This window comes from Microbacterium pumilum (assembly GCF_039530225.1).
GTDB classification, from domain to species: domain Bacteria; phylum Actinomycetota; class Actinomycetes; order Actinomycetales; family Microbacteriaceae; genus Microbacterium; species Microbacterium pumilum.
On record NZ_BAAAOH010000001.1, the window covers coordinates 2,572,134 to 2,598,471 of the forward strand.

A 26,338-nucleotide genomic window follows, 5' to 3' on the forward strand; every position below is an offset into this window, starting at 1 on the left:
AGGGAGCCTCATGTCTCGCATCCTCGTGTTCGGCGGACACGGCAGAGTCGCTCGACTGCTCGAACCACTGCTCGTCGAGCGCGGCGACAGTGTGACTGCCGTCATCCGCAATCCGGACCATGAGGCCGACGTGGCCGCGACAGGCGCGACACCGCTCGTCGCCGACGTGGAGACGTTCGATCTGGATCAGCTGCGCGACCTCGTCGCCGGCCATGATGCCGTCGTGTGGTCGGCCGGCGCCGGCGGCGGCGATCCGGAGAGGACGTACGCCGTCGACCGCGACGCGGCGATCAGGACGATGGATGCCGCCGCCGCTGCCGGTGTGCCGCGCTATGTGATGGTCTCGTGGATCGGCTCACGTCCTGATCACGGTGTGGATCCGGAGTCGTCCTTCTTCGCGTATGCCGATGCGAAGCTCGCCGCGGACCAGCATCTGCAGGAGAGCCGTCTGGACTGGACGATCCTGGGTCCCGGGTCCCTCACGCTCGATCCGCCGACCGGTCGGATCTCGCTGGATGTGCCCGGCATCGCCGAGGTCGCCCGTGCGGATGTGGCCGCCGTCATCGCAGCCACGCTCGTCGACGACTCGACGATTGCGCGCACCATCCGCTTCGGCATGGGAGATGTGCCGATCGGCGCTGCGCTGTCGGAGGAGCGCCCCGCCGGCGAGCCTTAGGCTCGTCTCATGCTCGCCACCGTCATCCACGCCCCTCGCGACATCCGTGTCGAAGAAGTCGCCGACCCCGCCCTTTCGACGGGAGGGGACGCCATCGTCCGCGTCGTCGCCGCGTGCGTCTGCGGTTCGGACCTCTGGCCGTACCGCGGTGTCACGCCGACTCGTGAGCCGCACCGCATCGGTCACGAGTTCATCGGCATCGTCGAAGAGGTCGGGCCGGATGTCCGGAGCATCGCGGCCGGTGACTTCGTGATCGCTCCGTTCTACGTCTGCGACGGAACGTGCGCGAACTGTCGGAACGGAGTCAGCACGTCGTGCCTGAACGGCGGATGGTGGGGCGGTGACGACCGATTCGGCGGCTTCGCCGACGGCGGTCAGGGCGAGCGCGTCCGCGTACCGCTCGCGGATGGAACGCTCGCCGTGGTCGAGGGTCCGGTTTCGGACGACGAGATCCCCGGACTGCTGACGCTGAGCGATGTCATGGGCACCGGCCACCACGCGGCGGTCTCGGCCGGGGTCGGTCCGGGTGACTCCGTCGCGGTCGTCGGTGACGGAGCCGTGGGGCTGTGCGCCATCATCGCTGCGAAGCGACTCGGCGCGACGACGATCATCGCGATGTCGCGGCATCCGCAGCGCCAGGCGCTGGCTCGCGAGTTCGGCGCCACGCACGTCGTCGAAGAGCGGGGGGATGCCGGCATCAAGGCCGTCAGGGCGCTGACCGGCGGCATCGGAGCCGACCGCGTGCTGGAGTGCGTAGGCACGAAGGAGTCCATGGACCAGGCGCTGCGCTCCACCCGCCCGGGCGGGATGGTCGGCTACGTCGGGGTGCCGAACGGCGGTCCGGAGCTGCCGATCCGACGGATGTTCGACCGCAACGTCGGCGTGAACGGCGGCGTAGCGCCGGTGCGCGGCTACATCGACGAGCTCTTGCCCGACGTCCGCTCGGGCGTGATCAATCCCGGTCTCGTCTTCGATCTCACGCTGCCGCTGAGCGAAGCGGCCGAAGCGTACGCGGCGATGGACGAGCGCCGCGCGACGAAGGTGCTGCTTCAGCCCTGACGCGTCACTTCAACGGGCCGCCGGGCTCCTTCGACGGCTGCGAGCAGAAGACAGCCAGGATGATCAGTCCGGCGATCGGCACCAGGAGCCAGAACGCGTGGCCCCAGCCGTAGCCGGCATCGCGCAGCCGTCGCACGAGCACGGCCAGCGTCGGGACCAGCACCGCGGTGTTCCACAGGCCGACGAGGATATACCCGAGCGTGGCGTCGCCGACCGGGATCACGTTGAAGAGACCGAGTGCGCTCGAGACGAGCGCGGTGAAGAGGATCCACCACCAGAACTCCGGTCGCGCGGCGAGACCGGTGAACTCGGCGTACTTGCGGAAGACGGTCTGGATGGCGGCGCCGAACGACATTGTTCTCCTTCAGGATGCTCGGCTCATGGTACGAGCGCCGTGAGGTGGACCGCCAGAGGGGTCGTCAGCCGGTCACCTGCGCTGCGCCACCATGTCGAGATAGTGCTGGTTGAACATCACGCCCAGCGGGTTGCCGAACGGGTCGATCACCGACGCGGTCACGAAACCGGGGCCCTGCTCGGCGACGGGTTGGTGGGATGTGGCTCCGAGCTCCAGAAGCCGGTCGTATGCCGACTGAACGTCGTCGACCGCCCAGTATGCGACCGTTCCGCCCTGATGCTCGGGGGTCGGCCCGACATACCGGCGATCCAGGATGCCGAGCTCGTGGCTGTAGTCGCCGATGCGGAACTCGACGTAGGCGAGTGCCCCGGCGAACTCCTTGCTGAAGTACGGCTCGACTCCGAGGACGTCCGAATACCAGTCCGCCGCCGCGGCGACGTCGTCGGCGGAATAGGTGATGGTCGTGAGGCCTCGCAGCATGGGCATCCCTTTCGTCGATCCCATCCTGGCGAGGGGTGCCGACATCCGAGGGCCGATCTCAGCGCACGACGGCAGCGCTCCGCACGGCGCCCACGAGTTCGCGCGGCGACCCGTGCCAAGGCGCTCCATGCCCGGGCAGAACCCAGGCTGCCTCGAGGTCCTCGATCCCGCTGAGCGACCGGAGGGCGCCCTCCGGGTCGTCCGTGAACGGCGCCGGCTGACCACCGGTCCGACCGGTGAGCACGTGGCGCGTGGTGAGCGCATCGCCCACGAACACCGCATCGGCGACGGGCACGTGGATCGCGATACTGCCGGGGGAGTGGCCGGGCATGCCGATGATCCGCGGTGCGCCCGGGAGCGGCAGCACATCGCCGTCCGCGACCTCGACGACCTCGCCCACATAGGTGGTGCGCATTCCGCCCTTTCGCAGTGCGTACGCGAAGAAGCCGAGCATGGGTCCGAGGCGCTTCGGGCCGATCTCGTTCTTCGGCTTCTCGGCGCCCCGCGCGCGAGCGGCGTCGGCGGAGTGCACGTAGACGGGCACGCCCTGCTCGCGGCGCAGGCGCTCGGCGAACCCGAGGTGGTCCGAGTCGCCGTGCGTGAGGATCACACCGCGGATCTCGGTGACGGATCGGCCCATGTCCCTGAGCTCCGCCTGGAGGTCGCGCCAGTGCCCGGGCAGCCCGGCATCGATCACCGTGATCCCTTCCGGAGTCTCGACGAGATACGCCGCGACGATGTCGTTGCCGATGCGGTGGAGATGAGGACCGAGATTCATGAGAGCTCCTGTGTCCGGATGTCGCTGCCCACTGCAACGAGGTGATGGCTACGATACCTAGCTATGATAGCTTAGGTCAATAGCCATCGCACGAGTCGAGGAGGAAGCATGCCGACGCCGGATCGCACGTCTCTTGATCAGATCGTCGAGGCGGGTCGCGAGCTCATCGAGACCGGTGGATCATCGCGGCTGACCATGCAGGCTGTCGCCGAGCGGGTCGGGGTGCGGGCGCCGTCGCTCTACAAGCGCGTCCGCGATCGAGATGCGCTGCTGCTGCTCGTCGCGCAGGCCACCGTGGACGACCTGGCGCAGCGGCTCGAGGCATCCGACCGCACGCTGGCGGGCCTCGCGCACGCCTACCGGCTGTTCGCGCAGGAGCACCCGGAGGGGTTCCGGCTGCTGTTCGCGATCGATGGCGCCGTCGAGTCGATGGATCGCGTCAGCGCCACGGTGCTGCGGCTCGGCCGTGAGCTGGTCGGCGACGATGAGGCGCTCGAGGCTGCCCGACTCATCACGGCGTGGGCGACCGGATTCATCAACATGGAGCTGGCCGGTGCCTTCCGCCTCGGCGGCGATGTCGACCGTGCGTTCGAGTTCGGCCTCGAGCGGCTCGAGATCGGTCTCCGCGCCTAGCGCGTGGTTCGCGCCCATCTCCGGGAACACTGCGGAGTATCGGGGCGTTCTGATACCCTGAGGTGTCACGAGTGTGGCTTCTACAAGCACGTATCCGTGGCATCCGCAAGAAAATCCGCTTCGCTTCGGCTCGAGGCATCCGTCTGCGCCCACGCTCAGATCGACACCACGAGGCTGAAGCCCGACACCCCAACCCAACAAGGACAACCCACTACATGACTATCGCAACGACCGCCCCGGCCACCAAGCAGGTCGCCATCAACGACATCGGATCTGCTGAGGACTTCCTGGCCGCGGTCGAGAAGACCCTGAAGTTCTTCAACGACGGAGACCTCATCGAAGGCACCGTCGTGAAGATCGACCGCGACGAGGTGCTCCTCGACGTCGGCTACAAGACCGAGGGTGTCATTCCCTCGCGCGAGCTTTCCATCAAGCACGACGTCGACCCCAACGAGGTCGTCAAGGTCGGCGACGCCGTCGAGGCGCTCGTTCTCCAGAAGGAGGACAAGGAAGGCCGCCTCATCCTCTCCAAGAAGCGTGCGCAGTACGAGCGCGCCTGGGGTGACGTCGAGAAGATCAAGGAGACCGACGGTGTTGTCACCGGCTCCGTGATCGAGGTCGTCAAGGGTGGACTCATCGTCGACATCGGCCTCCGTGGCTTCCTGCCGGCATCGCTCATCGAGCTGCGCCGCGTCCGCGACCTCACGCCGTACCTCGGCCAGGAGATCGAGGCGAAGATCCTCGAGCTCGACAAGAACCGCAACAACGTCGTGCTCTCGCGCCGCGCCCTGCTCGAGCAGACGCAGTCCGAGTCGCGCACCACGTTCCTCAACAACCTGCACAAGGGCCAGGTCCGCAAGGGCACCGTCTCGTCGATCGTCAACTTCGGTGCGTTCGTCGACCTCGGCGGCGTCGACGGTCTCGTGCACGTCTCCGAGCTCTCGTGGAAGCACATCGAGCACGCGTCCGAGGTCGTCGAGGTGGGCCAGGAGGTCACCGTCGAGATCCTCGAAGTCGACCTCGACCGCGAGCGCGTCTCGCTGTCGCTCAAGGCGACGCAGGAGGACCCGTGGCAGGTCTTCGCCCGCACCCACGCCATCGGCCAGGTTGCTCCGGGCAAGGTCACCAAGCTCGTCCCGTTCGGTGCGTTCGTTCGCGTCGCAGACGGCATCGAGGGCCTCGTGCACATCTCGGAGCTCTCGGGAAAGCACGTCGAGCTCGCCGAGCAGGTTGTCTCGGTCGGCGAAGAGGTCTTCGTCAAGATCATCGACATCGACCTCGAGCGTCGCCGCATCTCGCTGTCGCTCAAGCAGGCGAACGAGGCTGTGGACCCCTTCGGCACCGAGTTCGACCCGGCCCTGTACGGCATGGTCACCGAGTACGACGAGCACGGCGAGTACAAGTACCCCGAGGGCTTCGACCCCGAGGCCGGCACCTGGCTCGAGGGCTTCGACGCCCAGCGCGAGAAGTGGGAGCAGGAGTACGCCGCCGCCCAGGCTCGCTGGGAGGCCCACAAGGCCCAGGTCGCCAAGACCCTCGAGGCCGAGGCCGCCGCTCCCGCCGAGTCGGCGTCGAGCTCCAGCTCGTTCTCGTCCGACAGCACGTCGGGCGGAACCCTCGCGGACGACGAGGCGCTCGCCGCGCTGCGCGAGAAGCTCTCGAGCCGCTGAGCAGTTCATCGGTGATCGACTAGCGGGCAGCCGCTGATCGAGCCCGCACAGCAGGGCCGGAACCTTCGGGTTCCGGCCCTGCTTCGTCTCCGGCGAACGGATGCCCCACCTCGCGCTGTCGGCGTCTCCGGGTACGCTCCCGACGTGCCCACCTCGACTCGCTGTCTCGCGCCAGGCGACGGATGCCGGGGCGCCGTGCCCGCGGACGCCCCCCTCGCGCTCTGCGAGGGGCACCTGGCGGTGGCAGCAGACTGGGCGGGCCGGACATACGGCATCACCGACCTGCTGCCCGCGCCATGCCGCCTGTGCGGCTCCCGCCTGGGCATCCACCACCCCTCTGGGTGGATCTGCGCGGTGTGCGAGTGGCGACACGGCGAGGTGCCCGACGCCGACCTCGCACCACCGCGCGTCGATGTCGTCTACTACCTCCGGTACGGCGACCGCGTGAAGATCGGCACCACCGCGAATCCGCATCAGCGCTTCGCCGCGATCTGGCACGACGAAGTGATGGCGTTCGAGCGCGGTGACCGGATGCTGGAGCATCGGCGTCATGTGGAGTTCGATGCCGACCGCTACCCGGGCACCGAGTGGTTCCGGCTGTCCGAGTCGATCCGCAGCCACATCGGCGTTCTTGCGGCGGGCGTCGACGATCCCTGGCGACTGCACGCCCGCTGGATCAGCGAGGCCAACGCAGTCCGCTGACGGCGCGGAGCGCGCCGGCATCCGTTAGCGTCACGGTATGACCGTCGCAGCGCAGGGCGATCCGGACGCGGGTGAACCGCGCAGCAGCCGCGCGCGCGCGTCGCGGCGGCAGGCCGAGGTCGTCGATCACACACGCGAGCGAACCGCGATCCTGAACCAGCTGCTGCTGGGCTCCGTCGTGTTCGTGCTCGCCATGCTCGTCGCGATCGGCACCTTCAGTGGCAACCTCGTGCTGTTCTTCATCGGCGTCGTGGTCATCTTCGTGGTCACGGGAGCGACATTCGTCATCCCGTGGAACCGCATCGCCGCCGGCTGGGTCACGCTGGTGCCTGTGATCGACATCGTGGCCATCACGCTGATCCAGGTCTCGGCTCCGAGCACCGCACTGGGTCTGCTGTGGATCTTTCCGACAATGTGGCTCGCATCGGGATTCGGTCTGATCGGTCTCACGGCGGTCATCGTCTCGATCGCCGGCATGACGACCATCCTGATGGCGCTGGGCGACCAGGACCTCAGCTACACGACCCTGCTGCTGCCGCTCGTGCTGTTCGCCGTCGCGGCCACGACCTACCTCAATGCGCGGCGCTCCGATGCGCAGCGCAGTCTTCTCGCCAAGCAGGCACTGCTGCTGGGGCGCGTGCTCGAGCGGACCCGAAGACAGGAGCAGGAGGTCACCGAGGTGCTCGACGCCGTCGACTTCGGCGTGATCCGCATCGCGGCCGACGGGCAGGTCTCGGTCACGAACGAGGCGCACGGGCGCCTGCAGCAGACGAGGAGGGCGGATGACGCGGATGCCGAGGCCCCGGCCTTCCGCGATGACGGGGTGACGCGCCTGCCCCCCGATGAGCTGCCACTCGAGCGTGCCCTGCGCGGCGAGGCGTTCGATGCCGAGGTGGTGTGGTTCGGCGAAGAGCCCGGACCTCGACAGGCGCTGAGCATCAGTGCCCGGCGCCTCACCGACTCCGCCGGCGAGGACGCGGGCGCCGTCGTCATCTCGCGCGATGTGACGACCGAACTGGACGCGCTGCGCGCACGGGACGAGCTCGTCGCCTCGGTCTCCCACGAGCTGCGCACCCCGCTCACGTCGATCCTGGGATACCTCGATCTCGCGATCGAGGAGCCCGACATCCCCGATCATGTGCGCTCGAATCTCGACGTCGCCGAGCGGAACGCCGAACGGCTGCTGCGGATCGTCGCCGACATCCTCGCCGCATCGAGTTCGTCGTCCTCGTCGGTCGAGGCGTCCATGCATCTGATCGACTTCGACGCCCGTGACATCGTGCGCGCCGCCGCCGAGGCACTGCTGCCTCGCGCGTCGGACCGTGCAATCGTGATCGACATGTCGGGCCTCGAGGCGGCACCGGTCTCGGCCGATCCGATGCGGCTCAGGCAGGTCGTCGACAATCTGCTGTCGAACGCCATCACCTACAACCGCGACGGGGGAACCGTGTTCCTCGGCACGACGAGCGACGGGACGTCGAGCTGGGTGCTGGTGCGCGACACCGGCATCGGCATCAGCGAGGCGGACCGGTCGCGACTGTTCCAGCGGTACTACCAGGCGGGCGCGCCGCGCCGCACCGGAACGGGGCTGGGCCTCGCGATCACGAGGGACATCGTGCGCGCGCACGGCGGCGACCTCGCCCTGCACAGCACGCCGGGTGCGGGCTCCACGTTCATCGTCAAGCTGCCGGCCCCGGCGCCGCTCGCCGAACGCTCCACCGAGGAAGGGACCCCACCGTGACACTCGACCTCATGAGCGTGCTCGTCATGACCACGCTCGTCGTCAACGTCTGCGGCATCCTGTTCATCGTCGAGACCCTGCTGCGCCGAGACGAAGGGGCGGGCAATGTGTGGGCGCTCGCGTTCCTCGCGGGCATGCTCACGACCCTCGCCTACGCCCTGTGGGCGCAGACGCCCGATGCCTGGTGGGCGATCGCCGTCGGGAACGCCGCATTCGTGGCGAGCACCGGATGCATGTGGCTCGGATGCCGCCGATTCAACGGCCGGCGGACGGGATGGGGCACAGCACTGGTGGCGGCAGCAGTGCTGGTCGCCGGGGGAGCGGTCGCCATCGCCGGGCCGGAGGGCGGCGACTGGGCAGGAGCACTCGGGATGTTCATCCCGCTGATCGCCTTCGCCGCAGCCGGGTGCATCGAGTGCCTCCGGGGTGAGCTGCAGGAATCCCGCACGGCGTGGGTCCTCGCCGCGGTCCTCGGGCTGCAGGCCCTCTTCTACGTGTCGCGGACGACCGCGTTCATCGCATCGGGCCCCGACAGCGACCTCTTCCTGAGTGCGTTCGGCATGGTGAGCACAGGTTTCCTCACCGTGACGCTGACGATCGTCGCGGTCGTCGTCACCTCTGTTCTGCGTGCCACCAGAGCGCCCATGCGAGGATCCCTGCTTTCGCGGGCCCCGGGAGCCACCCATGAGGGAATCGTCGTCGAGGGTGTGTTCGCCGACGAGCTGCGCGATCTGTGCGAGCGGGCGACGTGGCGATCCGAGCTCGTGTCCGTCATCGCCGTGCGGGTCGAAGACCTCGAGCAGATCTCGACGGCGTTCGGCACCGAAGTCGCGCGCACGGTGACCGAGACATGGCGCACCGGAGTGCGGCGGTACGCGCCCTCGAACGCACTGGTGGCGGACGACGGGCCCATGGGTCTTCTGGTGAGCGTCCTCGTGGAGTCGCCCATCCACGCGCGCCGCGTCGCCGGCGTCATCTACCGCGGGCTGTTCGAGGATCTCGGCCGGGTGGGCGGGGGAGTGATCCCGGTCGTCGGAGTCGGCGTGGCGCTGAGCGACGCATCCGGATACGACTCGGAAGCCCTCATGCGCGTCGCACGTGAAGCTGCGACGCGAGCGGCGACGAGCGTCGAGACATCAGTGCTCGTCGGACACGACGAGTAGCGGCATCCCCTCGCCGAGCGGCTCAGGAGGCGGTCAGTCGGTAGCCGACCCCGCGAACGGTTTCGATCCAGCGCGGGTTCGCCGGCGACTCGCCCAGTTTGCGCCTCAGGTTGGCGACGTGCACCTCGATCGCCCGGGCATCGCTGTCGCTCACGTAGTCGTAGCCGGTGTACTGCTCGCCGCGGAGCATCAGCGCGAGGTCGGACTTTCCGCGGACGCGGCGTCCTGCGACGAGGAGGTCGGCCAGGATGTCGAACTCGCTGCGGGTGAGCTCGACATTCGCACCGTCGACCGTCACGATGCGCATGTCGGGGTGCAGTCGCACTCCCTGGTGCTCCAGCCAGCCGATCGGCGCGGATCCGCCGTCGTCCGCAGCGGGCTCGGCTGACGCGGCGATGTGGTGCCGCGGGCGTCGGAGCATCGCGTCGATGCGGGCACGCAGCTCTCTCGGGCGGAAGGGCTTCGCGACATAGTCGTCGGCGCCCGCCTCGAGGCCCTGCAGAGCGTCGATCTCCTCGGTGCGAGCGCTCAGCATGACGATGTAGGTCGTGCTCACCGCGCGGATCTGCTTGGCGGTCTCGAACCCGTCCATGCCGGGCATGTTGACGTCGAGCGTCGTGACGAGTGGCTGGTGCTCTCGCACCAGCGCGAGGCCTTCGGTGCCGTTGGCTGCGGCGTGCACGCCGAACCCGGCCTGCGACAGGATGGCGGACAGGAGAGACCTGATGTCTTCCTCGTCCTCGATCACGACCGCTACGCGAGATTCATTCACCGATGCGCTTTCCGGCGCCGGCGAGTCGAACGCCGGAACCTGGACGTCGGTCAGGATATCCCAGAAGGCGGTCTCAAGGGCACGGCGGGTGTCGGCCACTCAGACCCCGATGCCGGCGGAGCGACCACGTCGCCTGCCCATTCGCGCCGATCCGGCCTGGCGGCGGCCCGAGCTCCCCAGAGGCATCGGGCCGCGCGCCAAGCCGGAGCGAGCGACTTCGCGGGGCGCAGGATCGGTCATCCTCTTCGCGCGCCCGCGCATTTCCCGTGGACGGTGAGAAGTGGCGATCGTCCCCCCGATCGCCACCTCACCGACACGGAAACGGATCGCTCCACCGCGCCTGGTGGCGCGGTGGCACGAGCAGGGAGCGCAGCGGGCACCCGACGTCGCGCAGTGGCGGCACCGAGTCATCGCTTTTCCTCCCCAGGACCCTGCTGTACGGATCCGTCTCTTTCGGGTTACGCACGACGTTAGCCGCGGCTGCTCATGCCACGCTCAGGTCCCGCTCAGGACAGTCCAAAGGTTCGGCCGGAGGCGATCGACCCGTGCGATGTCGTCGAGCTCGGGGCGTGGCATCCTCGTTGCATGCCCCTCGTTGCACTCACCGGCGGCATCGCGTCGGGAAAATCCACCATCGCCCGCAGACTCGCCGAGCACGGTGCCGTGATCGTCGACGCCGACCAGATCGTGCGCGACGTGCAGCAGCCGGATTCGCCCGTGCTGGCCGCGATCAGGACCGAGTTCGGCGACGGGATGCTGCGCCCCGACGGTTCGCTGGATCGAGCCGCGCTGGGTGGCAGGGTCTTCGGCGACGCCGATGCGGTGGCGCGACTCAACGCGATCGTGCATCCCGCGGTGCGTGCGGAATCGGCGCGGCGCTTCGCCCAGGCGTTCGCCGCCGACCCGGCCGCCGTGGTGGTCTACGACGTGCCCCTTCTCGTGGAGGCCCGCGTCGACGACCCCTGGCAGCTCATCATCGTCGCCTACGCCCCCGAGGACGTGCGGCGGCGGCGACTCGTCGACCTGAGGGGCATGAGTGAGGCGGCCGCGGCCGCCCGGCTGTCGTCGCAGGTGCCGGATGAGGCTCGCCTGGCGATCGCCGACGTCGTGATCGACACGGCAGGTTCCCTCGACGACACCGAACGACAGGTCGACGAGCTGTGGCAGGGACTGGCAGAGCGGATTGCGGCACGCGCCGCCGGCTGAGGCGTTCCGTGACCGCAGCAGGTCTGCCGCTCGTAGGGCGCTCGGGCATACGCTGGGACCACCCAATTCGGAGGTGCGTCCATGAGTTTTCTCTCGAGGTTCCGTCGACATGGAACGCCCGACGCCGCGCTCACCGAAGAGGAGAGCATCGCTCGCTACGTCTACCTGCTCAACACGCTGCCCCCGTCGGTGATCGAGAGCGCCCACGCGAAGGCCTTCCAAGATGTGCCTCCCGAGCGCCGGCGTGAGATGTTCGACCAGCTCAAGCCCTTCATGTCCGAGACCGAGAAGGACGCGGCATCCGACGACCCGACGGTCTTGGCGCGTTTGATCCGGCGGGCGGAGGAGCGACGCGCCGAGCGTGCGGCGAGCAACGGCGCGACGGCGTCGGGCGAGCCGGACGACGGGCGCGACTCGGTCGACCCGCGGACGATGATGCAGAACACCGGCGTCATGACGCTGGTGGCCTATCAGTTCCTGCTCTCGAGCTCGGTCTCCTCGTACTTCGTCTACGGAGCCGGATCTCTCGAGCTCGCGGATCAGCCCGACTGGGTGGCGCAGACCTATGATCCCGCCCCGGGAGTCGACCCCACCGGCGCCGGTGCAGACCAGTACGGCGCCGGCGGGTTCGACGGCGGCAGCGGGTTCGACGGTGGCGGGTTCGGCGGCGGCTTCGACGGGGCAGGATTCGGCGGCGGCGGGTTCGACGGCGCCGGCGGCTGAGCGACGCGACCGGATGGCGGCATCCGCCGCTCGCGAACATCGCCGCCGTGTCGGTGGCGCCGCCTACCCTGGATAGGTGCAGACCACTCGCTCCGTGCGCCCGTTCGAAGTCATCAGCGACTACGAACCATCGGGCGACCAGCCGACGGCGATCGCTGACCTCGCCGCACGCATCAACGCGGGCGAGACGGATGTCGTGCTGCTCGGCGCGACCGGAACGGGCAAGTCGGCGACCACCGCGTGGCTCATCGAGCAGGTGCAGCGTCCGACCCTGGTGCTCGCGCACAACAAGACGCTCGCGGCGCAGCTGGCCAACGAGTTCCGCGACCTCATGCCGAACAACGCGGTCGAGTACTTCGTCAGCTACTACGACTACTACCAGCCCGAGGCGTACGTCCCGCAGACTGACACCTTCATCGAGAAGGACTCGTCGATCAACGCCGAGGTCGAGCGGCTTCGGCACTCCACGACGAACTCGCTGCTCAGCCGGCGAGATGTCGTGGTGGTGAGCACCGTCTCGTGCATCTACGGCCTCGGCGCGCCCGAAGAGTACATGCGGGCGATGGTGGCTCTGCAGGTGGGGGAGCGATACGACCGCGATGCCCTCATCCGCAAGTTCATCGCGATGCAGTACAACCGCAACGACGTCGATTTCTCGCGGGGCAACTTCCGGGTTCGTGGCGACACGATCGAGATCATCCCGGTGTACGAGGAGTACGCGATCCGCATCGAGCTGTTCGGCGACGAGATCGAGGCGCTGTACATGCTGCATCCGCTGACGGGTGACGTCGTGCAGAAGCTCGACTCTGTGCCGATCTTCCCGGCGTCGCATTACGTCGCCGGCACCGAGACCGTGCAGCGCGCGATCGGCACGATCGAAGAAGAGCTCGAGGTCCGGCTGAAAGAGCTCGAGTCGCAGAACAAGCTGCTCGAGGCGCAGCGGCTGCGCATGCGGACGTCGTTCGACCTCGAGATGCTGCAGCAGCTCGGATTCTGCTCGGGCATCGAGAACTACTCGCGGCACCTCGACGGACGGATGCCGGGCGAACCGCCGCATACGCTGCTCGACTTCTTCCCGGACGACTTCCTCATGGTGATCGACGAGTCCCACGCGACGGTGCCGCAGATCGGTGCGATGTACGAGGGAGATGCCTCGCGCAAGCGCACCCTCGTCGAGCACGGTTTCCGGCTGCCGAGCGCGCTCGACAACCGGCCGCTGCGGTGGGACGAGTTCAAGAACCGCGTCGGGCAGACGGTGTATCTCTCCGCGACGCCCGGTCGCTACGAGATGGGCATCGCCGACGGTGTGGTCGAGCAGATCATCCGGCCCACGGGTCTGATCGATCCCCAGATCATCGTGAAGCCCTCGAAGGGTCAGATCGACGACCTGCTGGAAGAGATCCGCGTCCGGGCGGAGCGCGATGAGCGCGTGCTCGTCACGACCCTGACGAAGAAGATGGCCGAAGAGCTCACCGACTTCCTCGGCGAGCACGGCGTGCGCGTGCGCTATCTGCACTCGGATGTCGACACCCTCCGCCGCGTCGAACTCCTGAGCGAGCTGCGCGCCGGCGTCTATGACGTGCTGGTCGGCATCAACCTGCTCCGCGAGGGTCTCGACCTTCCCGAGGTGTCTCTCGTGTCCATCCTCGACGCCGACAAGGAGGGCTTCCTCCGCAGCGGCACATCGCTCATCCAGACGATCGGCCGCGCCGCGCGCAACGTTTCAGGCGAGGTGCACATGTACGCCGATTCGGTAACGGATTCGATGCGAAACGCCATCTACGAGACCGACCGACGGCGCGAGAAGCAGGTCGCGTACAACCTCGCGAACGGCATCGATCCGACGCCGTTGCGCAAGCGGATCGCCGACATCACCGAGGTGCTGGCTCGCGAGGCGTCGGACACGAACGCGATGCTGTCTCGCAAGGACTCCGCGCGACTGAAGTCCGGCAAGGGCAAGTCGCCGACTCCGCAGCTGCGCCGCGAGGGGATCGCGGCAGAGGGTGCAGATCAGCTCGAGGCCACGATCGGCGACCTCAGCAACCAGATGCTCGCGGCCGCCGCCGAGCTCAAGTTCGAGCTCGCCGCCCGCCTGCGCGACGAAGTGCAGGACCTCAAGAAGGATCTGCGCGCGATGGAGCGAGCCGGGCACGCCTGACGCGGTCACGCATCGCGTGAATCCAGCGCTGTACCGCGGACGGCGCGCAGAGTAGCCTTTCGCCAGCCTCATCCTCGCCCCATCGACCCGACGGGGGGTGCGCACCGGTGTCGACCGCACCGCTGCGGCGTCTCACCTCGTCCGCGTGGCTCGCCCTCGCGGCGCTGATCGGCGTCCTCGTCGTGCTGCCCGCCGGTGCCGCCTTCGGCGGGAGCGACGTGGAGCCTTCCGACCCGGATGCCGGATGGACCGTCCCGGTCAACCACGACTTCATCGCCGATCCCGCATCCGTGCCCGAGCTCACGGGCGAAGTGTGGAACAGCACGTGGGGTGACATCGTCTTCGACATTCGCGCCGACGGATCGTTCACGGCAGCGTACGCATACCGAGAAGGCGTCGTGGTGGGGTCGGTCGTCGGCGAGACACTGGTGGGCTGGTGGTGCGAAGCACCTTCGCGCCAGCCGCCGGCGGGAGCGGGCGAGGCGCAGTTCCGGATCTACGAGAGCCCGTCGGGCGTCGCGATCGTCGGTCGATGGTCGTTCGGACTCGACACGGCAGACGTGGGCTGGGAGGGATGGAACGCGACACCGCTCGGATCACCGCCCACGGCCGACCTGCAGGATCGGATGGCGCGCGCCGACGAGCTGTGCGCCTCGCCGTTCGCGGCCCTCACCACGGCTGCATCCATGGGCATCGACACACCCTCGACGCTGAGCGCACTCACGACGATCCAATCCGTGACGCCGATCGCGGCCGCGGTCGCCGGAGGCGGTGCGGTCGTGCTGGTGGCTGTCGCCGCCTATCCGGCGGTCTTGCTCGACGGCACCCTCACAGCGAATCGCGATCGCCTGTTCGGCTGGGCACGCCGACCCGCCGCCCGCTTCCGTCAGTGGGGAGGAACGCTCCGCACGCGGCTGCCGGCCTGGCTCGGAGTCACCCTCGGCCTACTGGCGACGGTTGTCCTTTCGGGCTTCATCGAACCGCGCTTCGGCCTGAACCCGGGCTCCGCGCGACTGCTGGCATCGCTCGCCATCTCGCTCGCGATGGAGCGACTCCTCTTCCTCATCATCGTTCGGCGGATCGTGCATCGCCGGTCGCCCGCGCTCAGGCCGACGATCCAGTTCGCGGCGAGTTCGCTCTTGTTCGTCGCGGTGGCCGTGCTGCTCACACGCGTGACCGGCTTCGAGCCGGGAATCGTGTTCGGCCTGGTGCTCGGCCTCGCGGTGGCATCGGATCTGACGCGTGCAGGCGAGGCCCGACTGGCGCTCGGGGCGAGCGCGTGGGCGCTGGCGATGGGGCTCGTCGGATGGTGCTGCTACAGCATCCTGGTTGCGATCCTCGGGTCGGAGCCGCCGGCCCTGGGCCTCTTCGCGATCGAGACCTTCAGCGGGTTCGCAGTGGCGGGTATCGCGGCGCTTCCGATCGCCCTGTTGCCCCTCGCGGTGCTCGACGGGGGTGCGATCTGGGCCTGGCGCAAGCTCGTGTGGCTCGCGGTGTACGTGGTCGGGCTCGTCGCGTTCCTGATCGTCGTACTCCCGATGCCGACGAGCTGGGACGAGGTCTCGCTGACCTACGTCGCCTGGATCGTGCTGTACTCGGCGTTCTGCGTGTTCGCCATCGGGCTCTGGGCGGTTTTCCGGTTCGTACCGCGCCGCAGTGGCGTTCCGGGCGAAACTCCGGCCGCGGCCGATCCTTCCGCGAGCGGCCCGGTCACGGGCAGTGCATGAGGGGCTTCGGCCCTGAGCGCTCGAACGAGTGCTCCGTCATCGCGTGACCGCACAGCGGGCACGGCCGCGCCGCGCGCTCGGCGTTGGACGGCGGGGGAGTCGTCTCGTAGGGACCGACGGCCGCCGGCCCCGCCAGCCGGATGAGCTTCGCATTGAGCCACGCGTACCAGCCGCCGGCGGCACCCACTCGATCGCGCAGCGGCAACCGGCCATCGGCTTCGGCATCCATTCGATCCATACTCATTAGTGTACTAAACATTCGTGCACGATAGGATGCGGTCATGGACTCGCCGGACGATCTGCTCAAGCTCGACAACCAGGTGTGCTTCGCCCTCGTGACGGCGGCGCGAAACGTGGTGTCGATCTACCGTCCGATCCTCGAGCCGCTGGGGCTGACGCACCCGCAGTACCTCGTCATGCTCGCGCTGTGGGAGAGCGCGCCCCGATCGCTCGGCGAGCTCGCGGATGAACTCGCACTCGAGCCGGCGACGGTCTCGCCGCTGGTGAAGCGGCTCGAGGCTCAGGGTCTGGTCGTGCGTTCGCGCCGCGCCGGCGATGAGCGTGTGCTCGATGTCGCACTCACGCCGCAGGGCGTCGCGCTGCGGGCGCGCGCCCTCGACGTGCCGCGCCAGGTCATGGCCCGGACGGGAATGGATGCCGACGAACTCGCTGGCCTCCGCAACGCGTTGTCCGCCTTCGCCGGTGGTCGAACCCGATGGGATGCCACACACGCGGCGTCGGGTGCCGTGCATTGAGGTATCGGATGGGACTCGATTCCAGGAATTGAGCAACTCGTCTCTAGGCGGAGTCCCAGGTTCTGCATAGGCTCGATTCCAGCGCACCCGACGCGGCAACACCGCGCGGTGGCGCCATCCCCATCGGCGAGAAAGAGGATGCGATGCCATCTCGGTCATACCCCGGCCACCGGTCACACCCCACCCGACGGCGACTCGCGTTCGGCGCGGGCATCGCAGCGGCCGCGCTGGGAGCGAGTCTGCTGACGGCTCCCGCGGCGCAGGCGGCTGACCCGGTCGTCCTGAACCTGTTGACGGTCAACGACTTCCACGGGCGGATCGACCCGAACACCGTGAAATTCGCGGGCACCATCGAGGGTCTTCGGGCCGCTGACGGCGCCGGCGGAGCCAACACGCTCCTGATCGGCGCGGGCGACTTCATCGGAGCGTCGCTGTTCGCATCCTCGGTCGCGCAGGACCAGCCCACGATCGATGTCTTCAACGAGCTCGGGATGGTCGCATCCGCAGTCGGCAACCACGAGTTCGACGCGGGCTGGCCCGATCTCCGTGATCGGGTGCTCAATGACGGCAACAATGCGCAGTGGGACTATCTCGGCGCGAACGTCTACCTCGCCGGCACCACGACGCCCGCGCTGCCCGAGTACGGCCTCTATGAGGCCGCCGGTCTCACTGTCGGCATCATCGGCGCGGTGACCCAGGAGACACCGGCCCTCGTATCGCCCGGCGGCGTCGTCGATCTCTCGTTCGGCGACCCCGTCGAGGCGGTGAACCGCGTCGCCGACCAGCTCACGGACGGGAACGAGGCGAACGGCGAGGCCGACGTCCTCGTCGCGACGTTCCACGAAGGCGCCCCGACGGGCACGCTGACGCTCGACCAGAACGAGGCCATCAGCCCGGTCTTCGCGCGTATCGTCAACGAGGTCTCGCCGAAGGTCGCCGCGCTCGTCAACGGGCACACCCACCAGGCCTACGCCTACAACGCTCCGGTCCCCGGCCAGCCGGGAGCCACCCGACCCGTCCTGCAGACCGGCAACTACGCCGCGAACGTCGGGCAGATCACACTGACCGTCGACCCCGACACGGATGTCGTCTCGGCATACACGGTGGCGAACGTCCCTCGCGTCACGACCGCCGACCCCACGCTCATCGCCACCTACCCGCGGGTGGCTGCGGTCAACACGACCGTGCAGGCGGCCATCACTGCTGCAGGGGTCATCGGCAACCAGCCCATCGGCACGCTCGGCGACGATGTCACCACCGCGATGACTCCCGGAACGCCTGCCTCGAAGCCCTACCCGAACTTCGAGCGCGACGACCGATCGAAGGAGTCCACTCTGGGCAATCTCGTCGCCGATGCGATCCTCGACGCGCTCGCGCCACCGGATCGAGGTGGGGCCGAGATAGCGGTCGTGAATCCGGGGGGCCTGCGTGCCGAACTCGTGTACGCGAAGGATGCCGCGAATCCGGCGGATTCGGATGGCGTGATCCTCTACGCGGAGGCGAACGGGGTGCTCCCGTTCGTGAACAACCTCGCGACGGTGGACATGACCGGCGCGCAGCTGAAGACACTGCTCGAGCAGCAATGGCAGCGCGACGCGAACAACCAGGTGCCGACGCGTCCGTACCTTCAGCTCGGCACCTCGGCCGGCTTCAGCTACACGTTCGACCCGGCGCTCGCCGAGGGAAGCCGCATCACGTCGATGATGTTCAACGGCGCTCCGATCGATCCCGCCGAGACCTATCGGGTGGGCACCTTCACCTTCCTGACCGGCACCGGCACCCCGGCGAGTGCGGGAGGCGACAACTTCTGGGTTTTCCGGCAGGCGACCAACTTCCGCGACTCCGGCCTCGTCGACCGCGACGCGTGGATCGCCTACCTCAAGGCACACCCGGGTGTGGGGCCCAACTTCGAGAAGCACGCCGTCTCGGTGTCTGGGCTGGACGCGACGCCGATCGCCGGTTCCACTCAGACGCTCACGGTCGGCACGCTCGACCTGACGAGCATCGACTCACCGGCTAACACGTCACTGACCGCGCAGTTCGCGGCGACGGCCGACGGCGCCGGTGCGGTCGACATCGGATCGGCCACTGTGGCCGGCGGTGCGGCCACGATCGGCGTGACGTTCCCGGCGAGCGCCTCCGGCGCGGGGTTCCTTATCCTCACGGCCCAGCCGACGGGAACCAGGGTCGTCATCCCGGTCGAGGTGGCCCTGCCCGAGAGCACCGTGTCTGCGACCGCCGCCGCCGTGCAGTACGGCAGCAGCCCGAAGGTGAAAGTCACTGTCGCCTCCGCAGGTGTGACTCCCACCGGAACCGTGACGGTCAGCGATGCAGAGGGGGCGATGCTCGGAACCGCCGCTCTCACGAACGGCGCCGCCACGGTATCGCTCGGCCGCACGGCGGTACCGCCAGGGACGCACACACTGACGGTCTCGTACAGCGGCTCCGACACCGTGGCAGGGTCGACCACCACAGTCGAGCTCGTCGTCAAGCGGGCATCCTCGACCACGGTGGCCATCGGCTCGGCCCTCATCGTCAAGAAGGGATCGGCGCTGAACATCACGAGCTTCACCGTGGCGAACGGCGGCGTGCAGGTCGGCGGCACGGTGACGGTCACGACTCGCGGCGGAGAGGTGCTCGGCACCGCCACCGTGACCAACGGACGCGCGAAGGTGGCCCTGGCGCCACTCACGGCCCGTGGCCTGCAGGTCCTGACGGTCCGCTACGACGGATCCGCCACGGTCGCGCCGTCGTCGGGGAGTGTCGTCGTGCTCGTTCGCTGAGCAGCTTTCGCACAGACGGATGCCGCGAAGCCCCGAGCTTCGCGGCATCCGTCGTCTACGCGGCGAGCGAACGGTGGCCGGGACCGATGTCGGAGGCCGCACCTAGACTTGTCGGGTGCCCATCGTCCCCGTCGCCGCGCCCGGAAACACCAGCGGAAAGCTCAGCGTCCGGGGTGCCCGTGTCCACAATCTCAAGAACGTCGATCTCGACATCCCTCGCGACTCGCTGGTGGTCTTCACTGGTCTCTCGGGGTCCGGAAAGTCGTCGCTCGCGTTCGACACGATCTTCGCGGAAGGCCAGCGGCGCTACGTCGAGTCGCTGAGCGCGTACGCGCGTCAGTTCCTCGGCCAGGTCGACCGACCCGACGTCGATTTCATCGAGGGACTCAGCCCCGCGGTCTCGATCGACCAGAAGTCGACGAACCGCAACCCGCGGTCGACGGTCGGCACGATCACCGAGATCCACGACTACATGCGTCTGCTGTGGGCGCGCATCGGCGTACCCCACTGCCCGGAGTGCGGCGAGGTCATCCAGCGCCAGACCGTGCAGCAGATCGCCGATCAGCTCATGGAGCTGCCCGAGAAGACCCGATACCAGATCGTCGCGCCGGTCGTCTCGCAGAAGAAGGGCGAGTTCGTCGACCTCTTCAAAGAGCTCGGCGCCAAAGGCTACGCCCGTGCGATCGTCGATGGCGACCTCATCCAGCTCGCAGAGCCGCCCACGCTCAAGAAGACCTACAAGCACGACATCGGCGTGGTCGTCGACCGTCTCGTCGCGAGCCCCGACATCCTCGGCCGCGTCACCGATTCGGTCGAGACGGCGCTGGGCCTGGCCGCGGGAATCGTGCAGATCAACTTCGTCGACGAAGAAGGAGATGCCGCGTGGCAGTCCTTCTCCGAGAAGCTGGCCTGCCCGAACGGGCACCCGCTGCAGCTTACCGAGATCGAGCCCCGGACGTTCTCGTTCAACGCGCCGTTCGGTGCGTGCCCGACGTGCTCGGGACTCGGCACCCGGATGTCGGTGGATGTCGACCTGATGCTCGGCGACGAGGAGGCCTCGATCCGCGAGGGCGTGCTCATCCCGTGGACGACGCAGGGAAAGGGGCTCTTCCAGTATTACGAACGCCTTCTCGAAGGACTCGCCGACGACCTGAACTTCTCGCTCGACACCCCGTGGAACGAGCTGCGGGTCGACGTGCAGGAGGCGATCCTGCGCGGTGAGAACTACAAGGTCACCGTGAAGTGGAAGAACCGCTACGGGCGCGAGATGCGCTACTCGTCGGGATTCGAGGGCGTCGTGCCCTACATCGAGCGGCAGTACGTGCAGGCGGAGTCTGACTCCCAGCGCCAGCGCTGGTCGGAATACCTGCGCGAAGTGCCGTGCGCGGTGTGCCACGGCGACCGCCTGAAGCCGGAGGTGCTGGCCGTGCTGGTGCACGGGCACTCGATCGCAGACGCGTCGCGGCTGAGTCTCGGCGACGCCCAGGCCTACTTCGCACAGCTCCAGCTGACACCGCGCGAGGCGAAGATCGCGGCACAGGTGCTGCGTGAGATCCGGGTGCGGCTGGAATTCCTGCTGCAGGTGGGGCTGAACTATCTGAGCCTCTCGCGGTCGGCGGGCTCCCTCTCCGGGGGAGAGGCACAGCGCATCCGTCTCGCCACCCAGATCGGGTCCGGCCTGACCGGAGTCCTGTACGTCCTCGATGAACCCTCCATCGGCCTGCACCAGCGCGACAACCGGCGGCTCATCGAGACGCTTCTCACGCTCCGCGACCTCGGCAACACGCTCATCGTGGTCGAGCACGACGAAGAGACGATCCATGCCGCGGACTGGGTCGTCGACATCGGGCCGGGCGCGGGGGTGAACGGCGGCGAGGTCGTGCACTCGGGGCCGTACGCTCAGCTGCTCGCCGAGAAGGAGTCGCTCACGGGGGACTACCTCGCCGGGCGGCGGTCGATCGAGACCCCGAAGAAGCGGCGCCGCATCGACAAGGAGCGCCAGATCACGGTCGAGGGTGCGCGCGAGAACAACCTCCGCAACGTGACGGTGAAGTTCCCGCTCGGGGTCATGACCGCGGTCACCGGTGTGAGTGGTTCGGGCAAGTCCTCGCTCGTGAACGGCATCCTCTACGAGGTGCTGGCGACGAGGCTCAACGGAGCCCGGCGGGTCGCGGGCAAGCACACGCGCGTGACCGGCCTCGACAACCTCGACAAGGTCGTGCACGTCGACCAGGCGCCGATCGGTCGCACGCCGCGATCGAACCCTGCGACCTACACCGGCGTCTTCGACCGAGTCCGCACGCTGTTCAGCGAGACTCCCGAGGCCAAGGTGCGCGGGTACCAGCCCGGCCGGTTCAGCTTCAACGTGAAGGGCGGGCGGTGCGAGGCGTGTGCCGGCGACGGCACGATCAAGATCGAGATGAACTTCCTTCCCGACGTCTATGTGGACTGCGAGGTGTGCCACGGCAAGCGGTACAACCGCGACACGCTCGCCGTGCACTACAAGGGCAAGAACATCGCCGAGGTGCTCGAGATGTCGATCGAGGATGCCGCAGATTTCTTCGAGCCGATCCAGGCGATCCACCGCTACCTGCGGACGCTCGTCGACGTCGGCCTCGGATACGTGCGGCTCGGTCAATCGGCCACGACGCTCTCCGGTGGCGAAGCGCAGCGCGTGAAGCTCGCGACCGAGCTCCAGCGTCGCAGCAACGGCCGCAGCATCTACGTGCTCGACGAGCCGACGACGGGCCTCCACTTCGAAGATGTCCGCCGGCTGCTCGAAGTGCTGCACAGCCTCGTCGACAAGGGCAACACCGTCATCGTCATCGAGCACAACCTCGACGTGATCAAGTCGTCGGACTGGGTCATCGACCTCGGGCCCGAAGGCGGATCCGGCGGCGGCGAGGTCGTCGCGACCGGCACGCCCGAGCAGGTCTCGCGCATCGAGGCGAGCCACACCGGGACATTCCTCGCCGAGGTCCTCGGCACCTCGGCCGAGCGCCGCAAGGCCGGCTGAGCCCGATCTCGTTCCCCCGCATGCCCAATCAGCTCTCCTACCGGCCGAGGCCGGGCGAGATCCCCACCAACCCCGGCGTCTACCGCTTCCGCGACGCGCAGGGGCGCGTGCTGTACGTGGGGAAGGCGAAGAACCTGCGCGCTCGGCTGTCGAACTACTTCGCACCGCTGCACACCCTGCACGAGCGCACACGGCGCATGGTCACCACCGCGGCATCCGTCGAATGGACCGTCGTCGCGACCGACGTCGACTCCCTCCAGCTCGAGTACATGTGGATCAAGGAGTTCGATCCGCCGTTCAACGTGCGCTACAAGGACGACAAGTCCTACCCGTTCATGGCGATCACGCTCGCGGATGAGGCGCCCCGCGTCATCGTGACCCGCAATCGGCGCATCAGCGGGGCCAAGTACTTCGGGCCGTATCCGAAGGTCTGGGCCGTGCACGACACGATCGACCTGATGATCAAGGTGTTCCCGATCCGCACCTGCAGCGACGCTAGTTACAAGAAGGCTATGGCGACGGGCCGCCCGTGCTTCCCCGGCCAGATCGGCCGCTGCGGCGGCCCATGCTCGATGAAGGTCACGATCGAGGAGCATCGCGTGATCGTGGACGACTTCATCGCGTTCATGGCCGGCGGCGATCAGCGGTTCACGAAAGAGCTGACGGCACGGATGCGGGAGGCATCCGCCGCCATGGACTACGAGGCCGCCGCGATCTACCGCGACCGGCTGCAGTCCATCGACGCGGTGCTCAACAGGAGCGCGCTCGTGCTGGCGTCCGACACGGATGCCGACCTCTTCGGGATCGCGGAGGATGAGCTCGCCGCGACGGTGCAGCACTTCATCATCCGCGGCGGGCGCGTGCGCGGTGTGCGCGCGACCACGATCGAGAAGGAGCTCGACATCTCAGGCGGCGACCTCGTCGATCAGGTCCTGCAGCGCACCTACGGGGATGCGGCACCCGTCGACATCCCTCGCCAGGTGCTGGTGCCCTCGCTGCCGGACGATTCCGAGGAGCTGGAGCAGTGGCTGCGAGACAAGCGGGATCGACCCGTCACCATCCAGGTGGCGCAGCGCGGGCGCAAGGCCGAGCTCATGAAGACCGCGACCCTCAACGCCCAGCAGGCGCTCATCCTGCACAAGACCCGTCGCACCAGCGACTACGTGGCGCGCACTCAGGCGCTCACCGACCTGCAGGAGGCGCTGGGCCTCGCCGAGGCACCGCTGCGCATCGAGTGCTTCGACGTCTCGCACCTCGGTGGCACGAACGTCGTCGCCTCGATGGTGGTCTTCGAGGACGGCCTGCCGCGCAAGGACCAGTACCGGTCGTTCGGCGTGCCCGAGACGACCGACGACACGGACTCGATCTACCAGGTGCTCACCAGGCGGCTGGCGTACGTCGACCGCGGCGACGCGGAAGACGCGGCCGAACTGGCGGCCGCAGCCGCCGCCGCGACCGATCCTGAAGGCGCCCTCCGACCGGTTGGTGAGCCTGTCGAACCCCAGGAGCCGGTCGTGACGACCCGCAAGCGGCCCCGCTTCGCGTACCGCCCGCAATTGCTCGTCGTGGATGGCGGCAAGCCACAGGTCGAGGCGGCCGCCCGCGCGCGGGCCGATGCCGGGCACGAGGAGATCGCCCTCTGCGGCATCGCGAAGCGACTCGAAGAGGTCTGGCTGCCGGGAGAGGACTACCCCGTGATCCTGCCCCGGACGTCTGAGGCCCTCTATCTCCTGCAGCGTCTGCGCGACGAGGCGCACAGGTTCGCGATCACGCACCAGCGCAAGCGCCGGCGGAACGACATCCAGACAGTCCTGGCCGAGGTGCCGGGCCTCGGCGACGCGCGCATCAAGGCGCTGCTGCGCCACTTCGGATCGGTGAGCGCGCTCCGCCACGCGACATCCGACGAGATCGAGGAGCTGCCAGGGGTCGGACCCAAGCTGGCCGCCGCGATCCATGCCCATCTGTCGAGTGGCTAGGCTGAGTCGCGACAACGGGGGTGGTCATGACCGAGGCAGAGCGCCGCGAGAGCGGCGAGGTGCTGATCGTGACCGGGATGTCGGGAGCCGGCCGATCGACGGCCGCCAACGCCCTCGAGGACCTCGGTTGGTACGTCGTCGACAATCTGCCGCCCCAGATGCTCCGGCCGCTCCTCGACCTGACCGAGCTGGCCGCAGGGGTGCTGCCACGCGTTGCCGTCGTCGTCGATGTGCGCGGCCGTGACCTGTTCTCGGAGCTGCCCGAGGCGATTCTCGCGCTGCGCGAACGCCGGCAGATCCGGCTCATCTTCCTGGATGCCGCGGACGGCGTGCTCGTCCGGCGCTTCGAGGCCGTCCGCCGTCCCCACCCCCTTCAGGGCGACGGCACGGTGCTCGACGGCATCCGTCTGGAGCGCGAGCGCCTCGCCGCCGTACGCGAGAGCGCCGACATCATCATCGACACGTCGTCGCACAACATCCACCAGCTCTCGTCGCAGGTCGCAGAGCTGTTCTCCGAAGCGGGTGCCGCGCGGCACACGCTCACCATCCTCAGCTTCGGATTCAAGTACGGACTGCCGCCGGACGCCGATCTCGTCGCCGATATGCGCTTCCTGCCGAACCCGTTCTGGAACGATGAACTGCGCGCCCTGACCGGTGAAGACGACGCGGTGCGCGAGTACGTGCTCGCTCAGGACGGTGCGCGGGAGTTCATCGAGACTTACGCGGCAGCACTGCATCCCGTCCTCGCGGGCTACCAGCGCGAGAACAAGCGGCACTCCGTCGTCGCGATCGGCTGCACCGGCGGCAAGCACCGCTCGGTCGTGATGGCCCGCGAGCTCGCAGAGCTGCTCGCGGCGGAGCCCGGGGTGGCGGTGCGGGTGAAGCATCGAGACCTCGGCCGTGAATGAGGCCGCCGCCCGAGTAGGCTTGACCCTCGTTCCCACCGACGACAGAGGAGACACGTGTCGCTGACCGCTGACGTGAAGGCCGAGCTCACTGCGGTGCGCGATCCGCGCCCGACGGCCCGGGTGGCCGAGCTCACCTCGCTGCTGCGGTTCTCGGGTGGACTGCACTCGATCGCGAACCGGGTCGCCGTCGAGGCGGAGCTCGACTCCGACGTCCTCGCGCGTCGCGTGGCACGAGACCTGATGGAGATCTACGGCGTCCGGCCCGAGCTCGTGCACGTGCAGGGCTCCGGTGCCCGCAACGGCAGCCACTTCGCCGTCCGCGTGATCGAGGGCGGTGAGACGCTCGCTCGCCAGACCGGGCTGCTCGATCAGCGCCGGCGCCCCGTGCGCGGGCTGCCGAACAAGCTCACGACCGGATCCCGCGGCGACCTCGCTGCGATCTGGCGGGGCGCGTTCCTGGCTGCCGGCTCATTGAGCGAGCCCGGCCGTTCCGCCGCGCTCGAGATCACGTGCCCCGCGTCCGAGGCCGCCATGGCGCTCGTGGGCGCCGCCCACCGGCTGGGCATCCCGGCGAAGGCCCGCGAGGTCCGGGGAGTGCCACGGGTCGTCGTCCGCGAGGGCGAGGCGATCCGCCTGGCACTCGCGCAGATGGGCGCCGAGAAGGCCGCTGCCCAGTGGGACCAGCTGCGTCAGCGCCGCGAAGTGCGTGCCGGCGTCAACCGGCTCGTGAACTTCGATGACGCCAACCTGCGCCGTTCGGCTCAGGCGGCGGTCGCGGCGTGCGCACGCGTCGAGCGAGCGCTCGAGATCCTCGCCGACGACGTGCCCGACCACCTGCGCGAGGCGGGCGAGCTGCGCCTCGCGCATCGCGACGCGAGTCTCGACGAGCTCGGCCATCACGTCGACCCGCCGCTGACGAAGGATGCCGTCGCCGGGCGCATCCGGCGGCTCCTCGCCATGGCAGACAAGAAGGCAGAGACCGAGGGACTGCCCGACACCGAATCGGCCGTACCGGCCGGCCTCGACGACTGAGCCTCCGCGGCGCAGTCTCCGCCAG

Annotated in this window: 22 protein-coding genes; 17 read left to right on the forward strand and 5 right to left on the reverse strand. The window is 68.5% G+C overall.

Annotated features, from left to right (window positions below; translation table 11 throughout):
- Positions 1 to 10 precede the first annotated feature (10 nt).
- Both ABD188_RS11395 and ABD188_RS11400 read left to right on the forward strand, forming a co-directional pair.
- Entirely contained in the window at positions 11 to 676 is a 666-nt protein-coding gene (locus ABD188_RS11395; protein WP_344062072.1) for an SDR family oxidoreductase, read from the forward strand.
- A 9-nt stretch (positions 677 to 685) separates the two neighbouring features.
- Positions 686 to 1,735 (forward strand): zinc-dependent alcohol dehydrogenase family protein, encoded by a 1,050-nt coding sequence (locus ABD188_RS11400; protein WP_344062075.1) that lies wholly within the window; start codon positions 686 to 688, stop codon positions 1,733 to 1,735.
- A 4-nt stretch (positions 1,736 to 1,739) separates the two neighbouring features.
- On the opposite strand, the gene ABD188_RS11405 is transcribed toward ABD188_RS11400, so the two are convergent.
- The 3 genes from ABD188_RS11405 to ABD188_RS11415 all read right to left on the reverse strand — a co-directional run bounded on the left by ABD188_RS11405 (position 1,740) and on the right by ABD188_RS11415 (position 3,348).
- Entirely contained in the window at positions 1,740 to 2,090 is a 351-nt protein-coding gene (locus ABD188_RS11405; RefSeq protein ID WP_344062078.1) for a DUF805 domain-containing protein, read from the reverse strand.
- A gap of 72 nt (positions 2,091 to 2,162) precedes the next feature.
- The gene (locus ABD188_RS11410; RefSeq protein ID WP_344062081.1) at positions 2,163 to 2,570 is read right to left on the reverse strand and encodes a VOC family protein; all 408 of its coding nucleotides are present in this window, start codon (positions 2,568 to 2,570) and stop codon (positions 2,163 to 2,165) included.
- Between the two features lie 58 nt (positions 2,571 to 2,628).
- The gene (locus tag ABD188_RS11415; RefSeq protein WP_344062084.1) at positions 2,629 to 3,348 is read right to left on the reverse strand and encodes an MBL fold metallo-hydrolase; all 720 of its coding nucleotides are present in this window, start codon (positions 3,346 to 3,348) and stop codon (positions 2,629 to 2,631) included.
- 108 nt (positions 3,349 to 3,456) lie between these two features.
- Between ABD188_RS11415 and ABD188_RS11420 the strand changes: the two genes are divergently transcribed.
- The 5 genes from ABD188_RS11420 to ABD188_RS11440 all read left to right on the forward strand — a co-directional run bounded on the left by ABD188_RS11420 (position 3,457) and on the right by ABD188_RS11440 (position 9,257).
- Positions 3,457 to 3,981, forward strand: coding sequence for a TetR/AcrR family transcriptional regulator (locus ABD188_RS11420; RefSeq protein ID WP_344062087.1), 525 nt, complete (start codon positions 3,457 to 3,459; stop codon positions 3,979 to 3,981).
- 215 nt (positions 3,982 to 4,196) lie between these two features.
- Positions 4,197 to 5,651 carry a 30S ribosomal protein S1 gene (gene rpsA, locus ABD188_RS11425; protein ID WP_344062090.1) on the forward strand — a complete coding sequence of 485 codons (1,455 nt, stop codon included), beginning with the start codon at positions 4,197 to 4,199 and terminating at the stop codon, positions 5,649 to 5,651.
- 144 nt (positions 5,652 to 5,795) lie between these two features.
- The gene (locus ABD188_RS11430) at positions 5,796 to 6,353 is read left to right on the forward strand and encodes a GIY-YIG nuclease family protein (protein ID WP_344062093.1); all 558 of its coding nucleotides are present in this window, start codon (positions 5,796 to 5,798) and stop codon (positions 6,351 to 6,353) included.
- A gap of 37 nt (positions 6,354 to 6,390) precedes the next feature.
- The gene (locus tag ABD188_RS11435) at positions 6,391 to 8,094 is read left to right on the forward strand and encodes a sensor histidine kinase (protein ID WP_344062096.1); all 1,704 of its coding nucleotides are present in this window, start codon (positions 6,391 to 6,393) and stop codon (positions 8,092 to 8,094) included.
- A complete protein-coding gene (locus ABD188_RS11440; RefSeq protein ID WP_344062099.1) occupies positions 8,091 to 9,257 on the forward strand; it encodes a hypothetical protein in 1,167 nt (388 codons plus the stop codon). Before ABD188_RS11435 ends, ABD188_RS11440 begins: the two co-directional genes overlap by 4 nt.
- A gap of 22 nt (positions 9,258 to 9,279) precedes the next feature.
- Here ABD188_RS11440 and ABD188_RS11445 read toward each other — a convergent pair whose 3' ends face one another.
- A complete protein-coding gene (locus tag ABD188_RS11445) occupies positions 9,280 to 10,083 on the reverse strand; it encodes a response regulator transcription factor (RefSeq protein WP_344067044.1) in 804 nt (267 codons plus the stop codon).
- 531 nt (positions 10,084 to 10,614) lie between these two features.
- Here ABD188_RS11445 and coaE point away from each other — a divergent pair.
- From coaE to ABD188_RS11465, 4 genes are all read left to right on the forward strand, one after another.
- Entirely contained in the window at positions 10,615 to 11,235 is a 621-nt protein-coding gene (gene coaE / locus ABD188_RS11450) for a dephospho-CoA kinase (protein ID WP_344062102.1), read from the forward strand.
- 81 nt (positions 11,236 to 11,316) lie between these two features.
- The gene (locus tag ABD188_RS11455) at positions 11,317 to 11,958 is read left to right on the forward strand and encodes a hypothetical protein (RefSeq protein WP_344062105.1); all 642 of its coding nucleotides are present in this window, start codon (positions 11,317 to 11,319) and stop codon (positions 11,956 to 11,958) included.
- Positions 11,959 to 12,034: 76 nt separating this feature from the next.
- Positions 12,035 to 14,116, forward strand: a complete 2,082-nt coding sequence (gene uvrB, locus ABD188_RS11460) for an excinuclease ABC subunit UvrB (RefSeq protein WP_344062107.1) — start codon at positions 12,035 to 12,037, stop codon at positions 14,114 to 14,116.
- Between the two features lie 107 nt (positions 14,117 to 14,223).
- Complete coding sequence (locus ABD188_RS11465; protein ID WP_344062110.1) at positions 14,224 to 15,843, forward strand: hypothetical protein; 1,620 nt, start codon at positions 14,224 to 14,226, stop codon at positions 15,841 to 15,843.
- Here ABD188_RS11465 and ABD188_RS11470 read toward each other — a convergent pair.
- Positions 15,827 to 16,087 (reverse strand): hypothetical protein, encoded by a 261-nt coding sequence (locus ABD188_RS11470; protein ID WP_425561342.1) that lies wholly within the window; start codon positions 16,085 to 16,087, stop codon positions 15,827 to 15,829. The genes ABD188_RS11465 and ABD188_RS11470 overlap by 17 nt on opposite strands.
- Before the next feature lie 37 nt (positions 16,088 to 16,124).
- On the opposite strand from ABD188_RS11470, the gene ABD188_RS11475 reads away from it, so the two are divergent.
- The 6 genes from ABD188_RS11475 (at position 16,125) to whiA (ending at position 26,313) form a co-directional block, all read left to right on the forward strand.
- Positions 16,125 to 16,598, forward strand: coding sequence for a MarR family winged helix-turn-helix transcriptional regulator (locus ABD188_RS11475; protein ID WP_344062113.1), 474 nt, complete (start codon positions 16,125 to 16,127; stop codon positions 16,596 to 16,598).
- 143 nt (positions 16,599 to 16,741) lie between these two features.
- A complete protein-coding gene (locus tag ABD188_RS11480) occupies positions 16,742 to 19,381 on the forward strand; it encodes a 5'-nucleotidase C-terminal domain-containing protein (protein ID WP_344062116.1) in 2,640 nt (879 codons plus the stop codon).
- Positions 19,382 to 19,496: 115 nt separating this feature from the next.
- Positions 19,497 to 22,397, forward strand: coding sequence for an excinuclease ABC subunit UvrA (gene uvrA / locus ABD188_RS11485; protein WP_344062119.1), 2,901 nt, complete (start codon positions 19,497 to 19,499; stop codon positions 22,395 to 22,397).
- Between the two features lie 20 nt (positions 22,398 to 22,417).
- The gene (uvrC, locus tag ABD188_RS11490) at positions 22,418 to 24,373 is read left to right on the forward strand and encodes an excinuclease ABC subunit UvrC (RefSeq protein ID WP_344062122.1); all 1,956 of its coding nucleotides are present in this window, start codon (positions 22,418 to 22,420) and stop codon (positions 24,371 to 24,373) included.
- A gap of 26 nt (positions 24,374 to 24,399) precedes the next feature.
- Positions 24,400 to 25,281 (forward strand): RNase adapter RapZ, encoded by an 882-nt coding sequence (gene rapZ, locus ABD188_RS11495; RefSeq protein ID WP_344062124.1) that lies wholly within the window; start codon positions 24,400 to 24,402, stop codon positions 25,279 to 25,281.
- A gap of 54 nt (positions 25,282 to 25,335) precedes the next feature.
- The gene (gene whiA / locus ABD188_RS11500) at positions 25,336 to 26,313 is read left to right on the forward strand and encodes a DNA-binding protein WhiA (protein ID WP_344062127.1); all 978 of its coding nucleotides are present in this window, start codon (positions 25,336 to 25,338) and stop codon (positions 26,311 to 26,313) included.
- Positions 26,314 to 26,338 lie beyond the last annotated feature (25 nt).